General features: G+C 62.0%; 14 protein-coding genes. 3 read left to right on the top strand and 11 right to left on the bottom strand.

Features of this window, described 5'->3' with window-relative positions; translation table 11 throughout:
* The first annotated feature begins 1 nt into the window (after position 1).
* Genes NVV77_RS04510 through NVV77_RS04500 form a run of 3 tightly spaced genes read left to right on the top strand, consistent with a single transcriptional unit; the run spans position 2 to position 2606 of the window.
* A complete protein-coding gene (locus NVV77_RS04510) occupies positions 2–889 on the top strand; it encodes an ABC transporter permease (RefSeq protein ID WP_056309149.1) in 888 nt (295 codons plus the stop codon).
* The gene (locus NVV77_RS04505) at positions 886–1704 is read left to right on the top strand and encodes an ABC transporter ATP-binding protein (RefSeq protein ID WP_295411159.1); all 819 of its coding nucleotides are present in this window, start codon (positions 886–888) and stop codon (positions 1702–1704) included. Before NVV77_RS04510 ends, NVV77_RS04505 begins: the two co-directional genes overlap by 4 nt.
* Positions 1701–2606 (top strand): ABC transporter ATP-binding protein, encoded by a 906-nt coding sequence (locus NVV77_RS04500; protein WP_295411157.1) that lies wholly within the window; start codon positions 1701–1703, stop codon positions 2604–2606. Before NVV77_RS04505 ends, NVV77_RS04500 begins: the two co-directional genes overlap by 4 nt.
* Before the next feature lie 302 nt (positions 2607–2908).
* On the opposite strand, the gene NVV77_RS04495 is transcribed toward NVV77_RS04500, so the two are convergent.
* From NVV77_RS04495 to NVV77_RS04445, 11 genes are all read right to left on the bottom strand, one after another.
* Positions 2909–3694: a MetQ/NlpA family ABC transporter substrate-binding protein gene (locus NVV77_RS04495; protein ID WP_295411155.1), complete on the bottom strand. Its 786-nt coding sequence runs from the start codon at positions 3692–3694 to the stop codon at positions 2909–2911.
* Between the two features lie 28 nt (positions 3695–3722).
* Complete coding sequence (locus NVV77_RS04490) at positions 3723–4397, bottom strand: methionine ABC transporter permease (protein ID WP_035086102.1); 675 nt, start codon at positions 4395–4397, stop codon at positions 3723–3725.
* Positions 4390–5433: a methionine ABC transporter ATP-binding protein gene (locus NVV77_RS04485; protein ID WP_295411151.1), complete on the bottom strand. Its 1044-nt coding sequence runs from the start codon at positions 5431–5433 to the stop codon at positions 4390–4392. The genes NVV77_RS04490 and NVV77_RS04485 overlap by 8 nt, the downstream gene beginning before the upstream one ends.
* 409 nt (positions 5434–5842) lie before the next feature.
* Complete coding sequence (locus tag NVV77_RS04480) at positions 5843–6676, bottom strand: NAD(P)H-binding protein (RefSeq protein ID WP_295411148.1); 834 nt, start codon at positions 6674–6676, stop codon at positions 5843–5845.
* Positions 6676–7908, bottom strand: coding sequence for an acyl-CoA dehydrogenase family protein (locus NVV77_RS04475; protein WP_295411147.1), 1233 nt, complete (start codon positions 7906–7908; stop codon positions 6676–6678). The genes NVV77_RS04480 and NVV77_RS04475 overlap by 1 nt, the downstream gene beginning before the upstream one ends.
* Positions 7905–8951, bottom strand: coding sequence for an ABC transporter substrate-binding protein (locus NVV77_RS04470; RefSeq protein ID WP_295411145.1), 1047 nt, complete (start codon positions 8949–8951; stop codon positions 7905–7907). The genes NVV77_RS04475 and NVV77_RS04470 overlap by 4 nt, the downstream gene beginning before the upstream one ends.
* A 57-nt stretch (positions 8952–9008) precedes the next feature.
* Positions 9009–10631, bottom strand: coding sequence for an ABC transporter substrate-binding protein (locus tag NVV77_RS04465; RefSeq protein WP_295411143.1), 1623 nt, complete (start codon positions 10629–10631; stop codon positions 9009–9011).
* Positions 10632–10951: 320 nt separating this feature from the next.
* The gene (locus NVV77_RS04460; RefSeq protein WP_295411141.1) at positions 10952–12013 is read right to left on the bottom strand and encodes an aldo/keto reductase; all 1062 of its coding nucleotides are present in this window, start codon (positions 12011–12013) and stop codon (positions 10952–10954) included.
* A gap of 68 nt (positions 12014–12081) precedes the next feature.
* Positions 12082–13782: an ABC transporter ATP-binding protein gene (locus NVV77_RS04455; protein ID WP_295411139.1), complete on the bottom strand. Its 1701-nt coding sequence runs from the start codon at positions 13780–13782 to the stop codon at positions 12082–12084.
* Entirely contained in the window at positions 13779–14771 is a 993-nt protein-coding gene (locus tag NVV77_RS04450) for an ABC transporter permease (RefSeq protein WP_295411137.1), read from the bottom strand. Before NVV77_RS04450 ends, NVV77_RS04455 begins: the two co-directional genes overlap by 4 nt.
* Positions 14768–15757 carry an ABC transporter permease gene (locus tag NVV77_RS04445; RefSeq protein ID WP_295411136.1) on the bottom strand — a complete coding sequence of 330 codons (990 nt, stop codon included), beginning with the start codon at positions 15755–15757 and terminating at the stop codon, positions 14768–14770. The genes NVV77_RS04450 and NVV77_RS04445 overlap by 4 nt, the downstream gene beginning before the upstream one ends.
* Positions 15758–15977 lie beyond the last annotated feature (220 nt).

Here is a 15977-nt window from a genome sequence, read left to right as displayed (position 1 = left end):
CATGACGCTTTTCCGCCAGCTGCTCGGCAACAAGAAGGCCATGGTGGGTCTCACCATTCTCCTTCTCATCATCCTCGTCGCCATTTTCGCGCCGTTCCTCACCGAGTATAGCCCGGTGAAGCGCGTCGGCCGTCCGCATCAGGCTCCCTCGTGGGAGCATTGGCTGGGCACGACCCGCCTCGGCCACGACGTTTTCGCTCGCCTCGTCTACGGCGCCCGCGTCTCGCTCGCCGTCGGCTTCGGCGCCGGCCTAGCCATTACCATCATCGGCACCGTCCTCGGCATCATCGCCGGCTACAAGGGCGGGGTCATCGACGAGGTCATCAACTTCTTCACCAATATGGTGCTCGTCGTTCCCAACCTGCCGCTCCTTTTGGTCCTCGCCGCCTTTATCGGCCAGGCGAGCCCGCTGGTGATCGCCGTCATCCTTGGCCTCACCTCCTGGGCCTGGGGCGTGCGCGTCACCCGCTCGGAAACCCTCTCCATCCGCCAGCGCGACTATGTCAAATCCGCCGAAATGCTGGGCGAACCGAGCTGGCGCATCATGGCCTTCGAGATTTTCCCGAACCTGATTTCCATCGTCGGCATCAACTTCATCGGCAGCGTCATCTTCGCCGTCATCACCGAAGCGACCCTGGAATTCCTCGGCCTCGGCGATCCCAACACCGTCTCTTGGGGCATCATGCTTTACAACGCCCAGAACGCTTCGGCCCTCTCGGTCGGCGCCTGGTGGGACCTCCTCGCGCCCTGCTTTGCCCTTGCCGTTCTCGGCCTTGGCCTCGCGCTCATCAACTTCGCCATCGACGAAATCGCCAATCCGCGCTTGCGTACGGGCGGCATGCTCAATCGCTGGACCCGCATGGTCCGCATCGGAGAGGGCAAGCTATGACCGATCCCGTCCTCTCCATCCGCAATCTCAACATCGACTATATCGGCGCGGAGAAAGACTTCCACGCCGTCAAAGACGTCTCCTTCGACATCGCCCCCGGCGAGTTCTTCGGCCTTGCCGGCGAGTCCGGTTGCGGCAAATCGACCATCGCCTTCGCCGTCAGCCGCCTCCACCGCCCCCCTGCCCTCATTCGCAAAGGCAGCCAGATCCTTGTCGGCGGCCGCGACGTCCTGGCACTCGACGACAACGAACTCCGCCGCTTCCGTTGGCGCGAGGTCGCGATGGTGTTCCAGAGCGCCATGAACTCGCTCAATCCGGTGCTGACCATCGAGGCGCAGTTCTACGACGTGCTCAAGGCCCACACCCGCATCAGCCGCGCCGAGGCCCGCACCCGCGCCGCTGAACTCCTAAAGCTCGTGGACATCTCGCCCGACCGGCTCTCGTCCTATCCGCACCAGTGCTCGGGCGGCATGCGCCAGCGCATCGTCATCGCCATCTGCCTCGCGCTCAATCCAAAGCTTCTGATCATGGACGAGCCAACCACCGCCCTCGACGTCGTGGTGCAGCGCGAAATCCTGCAGCGCATCGACGTCTTCAGGAAAGAACTCGGCTTCTCCGTGCTCTTCATCACCCACGATCTCGGCCTGATGGTGCAAGTCAGCGACCGCATCGGCATCATGCTCGAAGGGGAACTGGTCGAGGTCAACGACGCCCAGACCATCTACCGCACACCGCAGCACGCCTACACCAAGCGCCTCTGGGCCTCGATGCCCAAACTCCATGGCGAACAGATCCGCGAGGGAGCCAAGTCATGAGCGACGCCATCCTCGCCCTCGACAATGTCAGCAAAACCTTCGGCCGCGCCGACAAGCCCGTCTACGCCGCCCGCTCGGTCTCTTTCGGCCTCCATCCCGGCCGCACGCTGGCGCTGGTCGGAGAATCCGGCTCCGGCAAGACCACCGCCGCCCGGCTCATCATGCGCGAATATACGCCCGACGAGGGCCAGTTGCTTTTCCGCGGCAAGCCACTCGGCAAGGCCAGTGCCAAGGCATTGAAAGCCTATCGCGCCTCAGTGCAGATGGTGTTCCAGGACCCCTTCGCGGCCCTCAACCCCACCCACACCATTCGCTATCACCTCGAACGCCCCCTGCGCCTCCATCAGCCAAAGCTGAACAGCAAGGAGCGCACCGCCGCCATCGAGGAATTGCTGACCCGGGTCAAACTCGACCCTGCATTGCTGATGCCAAAATATCCGCACGAACTCTCCGGCGGCCAGCGCCAGCGCATCAGCATCGCCCGCGCGCTTGCCGTGAACCCGCAGGTCATCGTCGCCGACGAGCCGACCTCGATGCTCGACGTCTCCGTGCGCCTCGGCATTCTCAACCTGCTCAATGACATGAAGGCCCAACTGGGCCTGGCGCTCCTCTACATCACCCACGACATCGCCACCGCGCGCTATGTCGCCGAGGACATCATGGTCATGTATGCCGGCCAGATCGTCGAATGGGGTGACACCGAGAGCGTGCTGACCAACCCTCAGCACCCCTATACGCGGCTCTTACTGTCGGCAGTGCCCGACCCCGATCGCCGTTTCTCAGACACGCGCTTTTCCGAAGAACTCAACCGCATCGAGTTCATCCGCCGCCAATCGGCGCTGCCGCGGCCCGAAACGCGGGAAGTCGCAAACAACCACTTCATCCGGCCGATGCCGGAGTGATGGTTCCGTAGCCACGAGTTATCCTCCTGGCCCACCCAAAAGCACGGTGTCATTCCCGCGGAAGCGGGAATCCCTGTTTATGTGCCAAGAGATTCCCGCTTTCGCGGGAATGACGCGGTGGAACTGAATTTCAAAGTGACAGAGGTAGAGCGGCAGTCACATTGCTCCACCCAGAAAAAATCCCCGCTTTCGCGGGGATCAACTGCCATCTGCCCCATCGTCACCACCGGGCTTGTCCCGGTGGTCCATACGACGGCGAGATGGATTGCCGGGGCAAGCCCGGCAATGACGACGACGGGTGATTACCAGCTCGCCAGCACAGCGCCGTTGAACGTCGTCTCAACAAACGTGCGGATTTCATCCGAGTGGTAAGCCTCAACCAGAGCCTTCACCCACGGCAGATCCTTGTCTTCGGTGCGAACAGCAATCACGTTCACATAGGGCCCCTTCGGGCTTTCGCGCAGGATCGGGTCATTGACCGGATCAAGGCCAGCCTGTTCGGCATAGTTGGTGTTGATCCCTGCGGCATCCACATCCGGCAGCACGCGCGGCAACTGGGCAGCGTCGACTTCGAGGATTTCGAAATTCTTCGGGTTGCCGATGATGTCAGCCACGCTCGCCGCCGTGCCCACGCCTTCGGTCAGGTCAAGCAGGCCATTGTCTTCGAGCAGCAGCAGCACGCGGCCGCCATTGGTCGGGTCGTTCGGAATGCCGATCTTGGCGCCATCGGGCAGGTCGGCAATGTTCTCGAACTTGTCCGAGTAGATGCCGATCGGGAAGTTCACGGTCGTTGCCACGGACTCGATGGCATAGCCACGATCCTTAACCTGATTATCGAGGTAGGGCTGATGCTGGAACGAGTTGGCGTTGAGCTCGCCCGAAGCCAGAGCCTCGTTCGGAATGACATAGTCCGAGAATTCGAGGATTTCGAGATCGATGCCCTGCGCGGCCAGGATCGGCTTCACGGCTTCCAGGATCTGGGCATGCGGGCCGGGCGTCGCGCCAATCTTGATGGTTTCGGCATAGGCCGGCGCCGCGATCAGCGAGAGGCCAAGGGCCACGCCAGCGATAACAGTCTTGAACGACATGGGAAAAAGTCCTTTCGAGGGAGGGGAGTTAATGGCGCGAGCGCTTGTCGAAGCGTCGCGCAAGGGAATCGCCAAGGCTCTGCACGCCCTGGACGAGAACGATCAGCACCAGCACCACGGCCAACATCACGTCGGGCATGAAGCGCTGATAACCGAAACGAATACCGAGATCGCCGAGGCCACCGCCGCCGACGGCGCCCACCATGGCCGAATAGCCGATGAGGCTAACGACGGTCAGTGTCAGCGCCAGCGTGATAGCCGGCAGCGCCTCGGGCAGCAGCACTTTTTGCACGATCTGCAAGGGGCTCGCGCCCATCGACCGCGCCGCCTCGATCAGCCCCTGATCGACACCGCGAATGGCCGCCTCGATGACGCGGGCAATAAAGGGCGCCGCCGCAATGGTCAGCGGCACGATGGCCGCGCTGGTGCCGATGGACGTGCCAGCGATCAACCGCGTCAGCGGAATGATGGCGACAACGAGAATGATGAACGGCGTCGAGCGCGCCGCATTGACGATCAGGCCCAGCACGGCATTGACCGCCGGCGCCGCAAACAGTTCGCCGCGCTGGCTGGTCGCCAGAAACACGCCGAGCGGCAGGCCGATCAGCGTGCCGATGACCCCGGCAATGCCGACCATGTAGAGCGTCTGCACGAAGGAATCGACGAGCAGCTTCAGGATTTGGGGCGAGAAGACTTCAGGCATAGCCGAGCACCTCCGTTTCGAGACCCAGTTCCTTGGAGGTCACCAAAAGGGCGGGCAATTTGGCCACGTCCGGCAGGCTCACCACCAGCGTGCCGAAAGGCCGGCCGGAAATGTGGTCGACCTTGGCCTGCACAATGCCGAGATCGACATCGAGTTTTCGCGTCAGCACGGAAAGCCACGGCTGCGCCGCGCCCTCCCCCTTGAACACAAGCTGCACCAGCGCTTCCTTGCCGGCCTCGGGCGCGGCAGTCAGGCGCTTGGCCAGATGCTCGGGCAACTGCGTGCCGGTAATGCTGGCGACGAAATTGCGCGTCGTCGCATGCTGAGGCCCGGTGAACACATCATAGGTCGCGCCCTCTTCGACGATGCGCCCTTCGTCAATCACCGCCACCCGATCGGCAACGCCCTTGATCACCGACATTTCGTGGGTGATCAGCAGTACGGTCACGCCGAGATCGACATTGACCTGCCGGAGCAGCGCCAAAATCTGTTCGGTCGTTTCCGGATCGAGCGCCGAAGTCGCCTCGTCCGAAAGCAGCACTTTTGGATTGGTCGCAAGCGCGCGGGCGATGCCAACGCGCTGCTTCTGCCCACCCGAGAGTTCGGCCGGATAGCGATCAACCTTGTCCGACAGCCCCACGAGATCGAGCAGCGGCAATACACGCTTGCGGATTTCGGCTTTGGACACACCGGCAATTTCCAGCGGTAGCGCCACATTGCCAAAGGCCGTGCGCCGCGCCAGCAGGTTAAAGTGCTGGAAAATCATGCCAATCGAGCGGCGCTCCTGACGCAGCGCCCGTTCTTCCAGTGCTGAAACCTCGACGCCATCGACCCGCACCGAACCGGAACTGGGCAGTTCCAGCCCATTGACCAGCCGGATCAGCGTCGATTTGCCCGCCCCCGAACGACCGATAACGCCAAGAATGGCGCCCCTCGGCACGTCGAGATTGATTTCATGAAGTGCAGTAACGGGCGCATTGGCACCGCGTGCCGCAAAGGTCTTTTTCGACCCCGCGCAGTTGGATAATGGCTTCACTCGAAGCCGCGCCGCTGGAGATGTGATCGGTCAATTTCAGTCCGTTAAATGACGACGGAATTAGTCGGCATTTACACCAAAAAAGTCGAGGGAGACACTTCCAAACAATGGACGATATCCGGGTTTTTCGTCCACTGGTTCTGGATTGAGCGCAAAATCCGGTTTTTCGTAGGCCGCCCCACAGTGTCATTCCCGCGAAAGCGGGAATCCCTGCTCCAGAAACGGAGATCCCCGCTTACGCGAGGATGACACGGTGAAAGAGAACTCGACATATCCCCACCCACCGGCGCGACACCTCCCCCTTGACGGGGGAGGACGGGAGGGGGTGCGGGAGCCACGATGTCTGTGGTCGTGAACACCCCTCCCCAGCCCTCCCCGTCAAGGGGAGGGTGTCACATCGAGTGTATGGCTAGGCCAGTTCCTCCGTCAAATACGCCCCCACACTCCGCGGCTTCCGCGCCAGCACCCTCTCGACCGTATCGGTCAGCCCGGCCGCACCACCCTGTGCAATCACCACAAAGAACTGCTTCACCACCTGAGCCTCAAACCCTTCAACACCTGCCGGCAACCCGGCCACCGCCGAAGACACACCCACCGGCTTGCCGATAATCCGCGTCGCCAGTCCCGCAATATCGGGAATGGACAGTGAATCCGGCCCCGTGATCACCAGCGGGCTCGCCGCCACCTTCGGCGCCAGAAGCTGGCTGATCGCCACATCGGCAATATCCCTGATATCGACATAGCCAACCTTGGCCCCATGTCGCGCCGCAATGGCTTCACCCCGCTTGATCTGCGCCGCCACCACCGCGAGCGACACCTGCAGCCAGGCGTTAGGCCGCACCGCCACATATTCGAGCCCCGACTGCGCCAGATGATCTTCCACCCTTTTGTGCGCATCGCCCGAGAACGACGTCCCGACAGTCCAATCCGAACCGGAAATCTTCACGATCCGCGTCACGCCTGCCGCCTTGGCGGCATCGACCAACGCAATCTGGTCCTCAGCCAACCGCTCGCTGATCGGCGAGAGCAGCAGCACCCGACTCACACCGTCCAGCGCCGCCGGCAACGAGGAAGGAACCGAAAAATCCCCCTCCGATATCTCGACCTTGTCGCCATAAAGCTCGCGCGCCATTTCCGGCCGCCGCGTCAGCACGCGCACCCGATGCCCACCACCGATCAGCTTGGGCGTCAGCACCCGACCGAGTTTCCCGGTTGCACCGGTAATCAGAAACAGTTCGGCCATCAAAACACCTTGCCCTCTTTCAAGTGGGTGGTCGTGCCGTTGAGGATGTAGTCGCCGACAATGCGCGACTTGTGCAGCAGCGGATTGTGGTTGAGCACGGTCCGAATGTTTCGCCAGTGACGGTCGAAATTGTACTTTCTCGAGGTCGCCGAACCGCCACCAAGTTCGAACATGCGCTCGGCCGTGCGCGGTCCTAGCTGACCAATAACCAATTGGGCTTTCGCCGTTACCAGTGTGCTAGCAATAAGGGACGTTTCGATAGCCTCGGCGTCACCCGTTGCGAACGTATCTGCGGTATGCTGCAGCGCCTTCGCACCCTCGGCAATCAGGGTGTCAATCGCCAGCGAATTGGCCGCGATCTCGCCGATAACCTGTTGAACGAAATGATCTTCTCGCGCCGTCGCCGCCGGACTATGCGCCGCCGACCGCGCCTGCTTCCTCACATAGTCGATCCCATCACTCAAAACGTTCCGCACCGCCCCAGCCGCACTCGCCGCCAGATGCAACTGCCGCAGCGTCGAGCAGTGCCGGCCGACCTGATTTTCCAGACTCCGGCGCGCAAACTCGTGCTCAAAAACCTCAACATTATCAAGCACTACACCGCCGCTCGCGGTCAGCTTCTGCCCCATGCCATCCCAATCGTCGAGGATTTCAATCCCCTTCCGATCCACCGGCAGCAGCACACCAACCGTCTCGCCCGCCTCATTGACCGCACTGAACGAAGCATAGTCGGCATAGGCCGTTCCGGTCGCATACCACTTGCGCCCATTGAGCCGCCAAGTGCTTCCAACCTTTACGATTTTTGTCGTTACCTCACCCGGCCGCGCCGTGCCCTGCTCGGTATGCGCCCCACCAAACAGCTTGCCCTCCAGCACGCTCTCGATAGCCCCCGCATCGCGCTGGTCGGCGTTTGTAAGAACCAGGTTCTCGACATAGTTGAAATGCGACCTAAGTGCATGAGCCACATTGGAATCTGCCGATCCCAAGGCCGCGATCAACTCGATGTAATCAGGCACCGAACCACCCGGCCCGCCCAATTCCACCGGCACCCGCAATGCGCCAAGCCCGGCCTCCCGGAACAGCCGAAACGCCTCGAACGGCAATTCGCGATCAAGATCGCGTTGCGCTGCGCCCTTTGCGATTTCGGCGACCAAAGCAGGGATACGGGCAAGCAGTTCTTCCCGGCTCGGGCCGCGCGGAACGGACAAAATCTTTTGGGCGGCAGCGGTCATGGTCGGGCCTTGGTCTTCTGAAAATTCTGTGCTGCGGCAAGGTGTTGCGGCGCCACCCAGGCATCAAGCGGGAAATCCTTGTCGAGGAATTTCCACTCCAAGAGGAACTGCTTATAGGCCTCAAAGGCCCGCAACTCGCCGACTTCCAGCGTCAGTCCGAGGGCCGTGCGCAGGTCGTCACCCAGTGCCAGATTGGCGAATTGCTCGCCGACATTGTTCTCCCGCGCCAGGATAGCGATGGCCTCAGCGCGGTTCTCATTAGCCCAATCGCCGACACTGGCGATCTCGCCCACCAGCAGATCGACTAGGTCGGGTCGAGCATCGATGAAGGCTTGGTCCACCGTCAGAGGGCGCGGCGTGCCGGCGTTGACGCGGATATTGATGTCCGGATGGAAACCGAATTCGCTAACCACGCTGGCGCCAATAAAGCTAGCCGCCGCAATGCCTTCGCTTCCCTTCACGTAAAAGGCATCGATCTCGCCGCGCAGCAGCGCGAGGGATTCATCGGCATAGATGGCGAGGCGCTTTGGCGCAAAGCGCCCGAAGGTTTCGCCCTGCCCGGCAGCGTCGCGACCGACATGCACGTCGACCAGTTCGATGCCGGCGATATCAAGCCCTTCGGCGGCACGTGCATTGACGAGGCCGCGAATGGCGAAGGGTGCGAGCACTTGATAGCCGAGCGGCGCGAAGCGCGGCACAGCGTAGCGGCGGCCGGTCAGGTCCTTGGCGGTCTTGATGCCAGTCTTGGGCAAAGTGACGATGGCCTGAAATTCCTGCGTCCAGGTGAGGCCGACGAGGCGGGTGTTGGCGCCGTTCGAGCGCGCCCATAGGGCAGGAACATTGCCGCCCTGGCGGATCTGGAAATTGAGGTGGTGGTCCGAATAGGAACGTCGAATGGCCGGATCGGCATGACCGCTGACCGACTGGAAGCCAATTCCCTGCTGGGAGAGCCCATCGGCAAGCCAGCCCTTATGCAGGGCAACGATCAGCGGCGCGACGGCGGGTGAATGGGCGTACCAGACGCTTTGGGGCACAACGGTCATTGAAAATCCTGCACAAAAAGACTCCTGCCGGGGACAATCCCCGGCAGGCTGACGACGCTACGAAGCGAGGTAGATGTCCGCGCCGTTGGTCCAGAGGTGCTCGGCGCCGAGCTTGAGGTTCTGCACGCGCTTGTCGGAGATGGTGATCGACGCGGGCGTGACGATGTCGAGCGTCGGCAGGTCTTCGACCACGATGCGCTGGAAATCGTTGAACAGTTGCAGACGCTTGGCGGGGTCGATCTCGACGGCTGCAGTTTCGAGCAGACGATCGACTTCCGGGTTTTCGTACTTGGAGCCGTTGGAGAACGGCAGGCCGACCTTGAAGTTCTTGGACCAGTAGAGGCGCTGGATACCAACTGTCGGATCGTAAAGATTGCTCATGCCTTCAATGGCGATGTCGAAGTCGCGATCGGTGAAGATGCGCTTCACGAAGGTCGCAAAATCCTGCGTGCGCAGCTCGACCTGGATGCCGACCTTGGCGAGTGCCTGGACGAAATACTCGCCGGTCTGCTTTGGCGGGCCCGAGGGCTGGGTCGGATCGACGAAGAGCTTGAAGCGGAAGCCATCGGCGCCGCGCGGGTAGCCGGCCTCGTCGAGCAATGCCTCGGCCTTGACCGGATCGAATTCATATTTCGGCACGTCCGGATTGAAGAAGCGCGCCAGATCCGGGCTCACCGGGCCGTCGAGACGGGTGGCGTAGCCGAGATAGATGGTGTTGACGATAAAATCCTTGTCGATCGCGTGCGCGATGGCGTGACGGACCTTGATGTCGGCGAGGTAGGGATTTTCGAGGTTGAATTCGGCGCGCGCAATGCTCGGCGAATAAGGCGCCGGGCGGGTGTCGACCACAAGGTTGGGATTGGCCTTGAGGCGCTCGATATCCGTAAGCGGCACGTTGGCGACCGAAACCTGCACTTCGCCCGATTCAATGGCAGCAACGGCTGCGGCGGGATCGACGATGAAGCGGATGATGAGCTGGTCGAGATAGGGCTTGCCCTCGCCCCAGTAGTTTTCGTTCTTCTTGAGAATGACGTGGCTGCCGCGCACCCATTCGACGAAGGTGAAGGGACCCGTGCCGACCGGCGCAACATTGTGCGGGTTTTCCGGGACGTTCGTCCCTTCATAGAGGTGCTTGGGCACGATCGGCGCCTCGAAGCTGGCGAAGGCGGTCAGCAGGAACGGCGCGGGCTTGGAGAGGATCAGTTCGACCTCGTGCGAGCCGAGGACATTGACCTGTTCGACCGATGCGAAGGTGGCGCGGCCGCGGGGGTGATGTTCCTTGAGGGCCAGGATGGAGAAGGCCACGTCTTCAGCGGTGAAGTCCTTGCCGTCGTGCCACTTCACGCCTTCGCGCAGCTTGAAGGCATAGCGCAGACCATCCTCAGCCACTTCCCATTCGGTGGCGAGCAGCGGCTGGGGCTGGAAGTTTTCGTCATAAGTCAGCAGACCTTCGGTAGTCTTGCCGCTGATGTAGTAGGCGGCGCCTGCCGTGTGGGCGATGAGCACAAGAACCGGCGGCTCCGTGCCGATGTTGATCGATACGCTGCCGCCTGGCGTCGGGGTCGCGCTCTGGGCAAAAGCGAAGCCCGGCAGCGTCGAGACAAGGGCGAGTGCGGCCGTGGAAAGCAGGAAGGCGCGGCGCGTTGGGGCGAGCACGCCACGAGATTTGGAAGTCGTCATTTTTGGTCCTGTCCGTTGCGTGCCGCTCTGTGGAGCGACGTGGAAACTGGGGCCCCAATTCGGCGAGGCAGGATGACTTTATAATGTCTAGTTATTTTATCGAGATAATGGATTACGAACTGAGGCAGCGGGCGGAAAAACACTCAACGCCGCCGGACGCGCGGAAAGAAAAAATTTCGCGCCAACACGCAATGATGGGCCCAAAGCGAGTTCGTGGGCGGGAAAATCGGCCCCTTCGAAGAAGAAAATGCTTCTTCTTGCCCGCCGCTAACGACAAGGGCCGGCAAGTTGCCGGCCCTCTTGAGTGCAATCCGAAGTGCTTAGGCGACGCGCTGGGTGCGGCTGAGCGGAATGATCTGCGCGGAGCTGGCGGCGGAGCGCGGCACGCGACCCTCGACGGGGTGACCCGGATCAGTAAAGCCCGGAGTGGAGGGGTGGCCGGTCGCCACGAGGCTATCCACGAGCGCTTCGTCGTCGGCGTCGATTTTCACATCGAGAGCGCGGATGTAGCCATCCCACTGCTCTTCAGTGCGCGGACCGGCGATGGCCGAAGTGATGAGCTGGTTGTTCAGCACCCAGGCCAGCGCGAAGTCGGCAGCCGTCGTGCCCTTGGCGGCAGCGTGGGCAGCGACCTTCTTGGCGACCTCGATGGATTCTTCGCGGAATTCCACGTCATGCATGCGCTTGTCGCCGCGGCCGGCACGGCTATCGGCCGGGGCCGCTTCGCCGACATTGTACTTGCCGGTGAGCACGCCGCGAGCGAGCGGGCTGTAGGAGACATTGCCGAGGCCGTTGGCGACAGCGGCCGGAAGCTGCTCTGCTTCGGCGGTGCGGTTGACGATGTTGTAGAGCGGCTGGCTGGCGATCGGGCGATCGATGCCGAGCTGGTCTGCGAGGTGGGCAACCTCGGCAATGCGCCAACCGCGGAAGTTCGACACACCGAAATAGCGCAGCTTGCCGGCCTTGATCAGATCGGCAATGGCGCGGACAGGCTCTTCGAGCGAAGCGTCAAACACGGCACGGTGGAAATAGATGATGTCGATATAGTCGGTATCGAGATTGCGCAGCGAATTCTCGACGGTCTCGTAGACCCACTTGCGCGAATAGCCGCCCTTGTTGGGTTTTGGATCGCGCGAATTGACGAACTTAGTGGCGACCACCCAGTCGTCGCGGTGCTTCTTGATGCCCTTGCCGACCGTCTGCTCAGACTTGCCATCGTGATAGACGTCGGCCGTATCGATGAAATTGATGCCCTGTTCGCGCGCCTTGTCGATGATGCGGAAGGCGACGTCATCCGGCGTCTGATTGCCGAACATCATGCTGCCCAAGGTGATCGGCGACACTTTCAGCGCGCTGCGACCGAGATAGCGATAGTCGACCATGGAAAACTCCCTGTTCGTGGTGCCGTAAGCCGACACCATGGTCTTTGGTATTGAAGGTGGAATTGAGGTCAGGAAGCGAGCGCCCTGCTCCGCGTTTCGCCGCCGGCCGCAGCGGCGATGAGCGCGCGGGTGTAGTCGGTCTTGGGCTGACGCCAGATGGTCTTGTGGTCGCTCTCTTCGATAATGCGGGAATCCTTCATCACGATGACGCGGTCGGAAATGTATTGGACCACCGCCAGATCGTGCGAGATGAAGAGATAGCTGAGCCCGAGGTCGCGCTTGAGATCGACCAGAAGATTGAGAATCTGCGCCTGGATCGACACGTCGAGCGCCGACACCGGCTCGTCGCAGATGACGAGCGACGGGCGCAGGATCAGGGCGCGGGCGATGCCGATGCGCTGGCGCTGGCCACCCGAGAATTCGTGCGGATAACGATCCGCCGCCGAGAGCGGCAGGCGCACGTGCTCAAAAGTTTCGTCGATGCGACGGCGGCGTTCGGCAGCGTCGCGCACGCCGTGGACGATCAGCGGCGCTTCGAGAATGTCGCGGATCGATTTTCGCGGGTTGAGCGACCCAAAGCGGTCCTGGAAAATCATCTGCAGGTCGCGGCGAACCGGCTGGAGCTGGTTGGGGCCGAGGCCGGTGATCTCCTGTCCCTGAAAGCGGATGCTGCCGCTTTCGGCGTTGACGAGGCGCATGATGGCCTTCGACAGGGTCGATTTGCCGCTACCGGATTCACCCACGATCCCAAGAGTTTCGCCTTTGGCTAGGGTAAGGGTGGCCTTGTCGAGGGCGCGGTTTTCGCGATTGCGGGTACGGTAGGTGACCGAGAGGCCGTCCACTTGCAGGATCGGCTCGTCGTCATTGGCGACTGGCGGCAGGTCGCGGGGGACGGGCTGGCGGATCTGGTAGTCGTTGTGCCCGTTGGCATCCTTGACCACGCGGATTTCGGAGAGGGTGCGAGAGGTGTAGTGCACGCCGTCTTCGAGCCGGATCGAGGCTTGAGCCAGTCCGCGCGTATAGGGGTGGCGATCGGGCGAGAAGAGTTCGGACGCGGGCAGCTCTTCGAGCTTGTCACCGTGATACATGACGACGACGCGATCGCTCCAGCGCGAGACGACGCCGAGATCGTGTGTGATCAACAGCAGGCCCATCGACAGCTTGCGACGCAATTCGTCGAGCAGTTCGAGGATCTGCGCCTGAATGGTCGCATCGAGTGCCGTGGTCGGTTCGTCGGCAATCAGCAGCTTGGGTTTGCAGGCCACTGCGATGGCAATCATCACGCGCTGACGCTGGCCACCGGAAAGCTGGTGCGGGAAATCGTCGACGCGCTTTTCAGCGTCCGGGATTTTCACGAGGTTGAGCAGTTCGATGGCGCGGGCGCGCGCTTCCTTCTTGCTCAGCTTTTCGTGGAGCCGCAGAACTTCCACGATCTGGTTGCCGATGGTGGCGACCGGATTGAGACTGGTCATCGGCTCTTGGAAGATCATGGCGATCTCCCTGCCGCGGACTTTCCGAATGTCGCGGTCGGAGAGTTTCAGCAGGTCGGTGCCTTCAAAGGTGATCCGACCATTGGGGATCTGCGCATTGCGCGGCAGGAGGCGCATCAGGGCCAGGGCGCTGAGCGATTTCCCCGAGCCCGATTCCCCCACCACCGCGACGGTTTCGCCGCGATCGACGGAGAAGCTCAGGTGACGGACCGGATCGGCAGAGCCGAAGCGGACGGTGAGGTTTTCGACCTCGAGAAGACGGCTGGATGCGGGGCTCACGAGCGTTCCTCCGAAAAGCGCGGGTTGAGCGCGTCGTTGAGACCATCGCCGATCAGGTTGAGGGCGAGCACAGTGAAGACGATGGCGAGGCCCGGCAGGAAGGTGAGATACCAGGCGGTGCGGATCAGCTCGCGGCCATTGCCGATCATCGAGCCCCAGCTGACGACGTTGGGATCGCCCAGGCCCATGAAGCTGAGGGCAGATTCCATGAGGATAGCGGTCGCGACCATGACCGAGGCGGTGACGATCAGCGGCGGCAGTGCGTTGGGCAGGATTTCCTTGAAGATGATGCGCGGGTGGCGGAAGCCGAGGCTGCGCGCGGCGACAACGTAGTCCTTCTCACGGATGGCTCGGAACTCCGCACGGGTGAGGCGCGCCACCATGGGCCAACTAACGATGGCGATGGCGACCGAAACGGTGGTAGCCGAGGGCTGGGCGATGGCGACGAGCACGACCAGCAGCACGAAGTTCGGCAGGGTCTGGAAGATTTCGATGATGCGCACGAGCACGTCATCGACCCAGCCACCGAAATAGCCGGCCAGCGAGCCGACGGTGATGCCGACGCCGAGGCCTAGGGCCGTTGCGGTCAGGCCGACAAAGAGCGAGATGCGCGCGCCATGGAAGAGACCGGCCAGCACATTGCGGCCCATGGAGTCGGTTCCGAGCGGGAAGGCTGCTTCCTGACCGGGCCACAGGAATGGCTTGCCCACCATGCCGAGCGGATCACCGGGAAAGGCGAGCGGCGCGACAAGGGCCGCGGCGACCATCAGGGACAGAAACACCAGTCCGAAAAGCGCGTTGGGATTGCGCAGGAAGGCAGCCAGTTCGCGCCGGCCGGCGGGCACGGACACCGTAGCAGTGCGCGTGGTGCGGGCATCGGGCGCCTTGATGTTATGCCATTGAGAGGCATCCGGCTTTTCGGCTTGGGTGGCGCTGGCGCGCGATTGAATTGGCGAAACGGCATGCGTGACGGCGGTTTCGGTCGTCATTTCTGCTCTCCGATGCGGGGATCGAGCCAAGCCTGAGCGATATCCACCAGCGCATTGGCCAGAATGACCAGGATGGACGACAGCAACAGGATGCCCAGAAGAACGGTGTAGTCGCGGCCCATCACGGCCTCGAAGGCGAGGCGTCCGAGGCCGGGCCAGCTATAGACAGTCTCGACGACCACGGCTCCGCCGAGCATGCCGCCGACATGCATTCCGGCCATGGTGGTGATTGGGATCAGCGCGTTGCGCAGCACATGCTTGACGGTCACCACCGCGGGCGAGAGCCCCTTGGCGTAAGCCGTGCGCACAAAGTCCTGGTTCTTGACCTCGAGCATGGCAGCGCGCGTCAGGCGAGCGTAGATCGCGACATAGAAGAGTGCGAGCGAGGTCGCCGGCAGCACCATGTACCGCGCCTTGTCGATGATGGCAGCGAAGCCAGTATAGGAGGAGCCGATAGTCCCTGCGCCGCCGCTCGGCAGCCAGCCCAGCGTCACCGAGAACAGCACGATCAGCATCAGGCCGATCCAGAAGCCGGGCACGGAATAAAAGAGCAGCGCGAAGATGGAAAGCAGGCGGTCCGGCAGGCGGCCGGAAAAGGCCGCCATCAGCGAACCGAGTGTCAGGCCGATGAGAATGGCGATGGCAAGAGCCATGGCCATCAGCGTCAACGTGCCGGGCAGGCGCTGCCCGATCAACTCGGTCACCGGCATGCCGTAGCGCGGCGAAAAGCCGAGGCTGAACTGGGCGAGATTGCCGAGATAATTAGCAAGCTGCACGAGCACCGGATTATCGAGACCGAAGCGCTCGCGCAGCGCCTGCATGGTCTCAACGGTCGCTGAACCGGCTTCGCCAGCCATCACGTCGGCTGCGTCGCCGGGGGCGAGCTGCAGCAGGAAGAAGTTGAGAATGATGATGCCGAGAACAGTGGGCACCGCTTGCAAAAGCGTGCGTCGCAACGTCCTCAATATGCGCAGCAGAGCTGACATGAGCGCTTTCTCTTTCACTCGATAAGAGTAACGGGGTCCTTGCGGCATCCGGAAAGAGCGGCGCTCGGCTCCGGGGTTCAGCCTGCGAAATTTATGTTGACTAGTTTTATAGGCTTTGTCAAATCTGCTTTGGCAAATTCATCCTGACTTTGCGCCATTTCAGGAACCAGCTTCTTACAGATCGGCCATTTCTGAACATTGACGCAAATTCATTGCCCTT

Origin of the sequence: Devosia sp. (assembly GCF_024707125.1) — a bacterium.
Lineage (GTDB): Bacteria > Pseudomonadota > Alphaproteobacteria > Rhizobiales > Devosiaceae > Devosia.
This window is presented reverse-complemented; position numbering and strand designations above follow the sequence as displayed.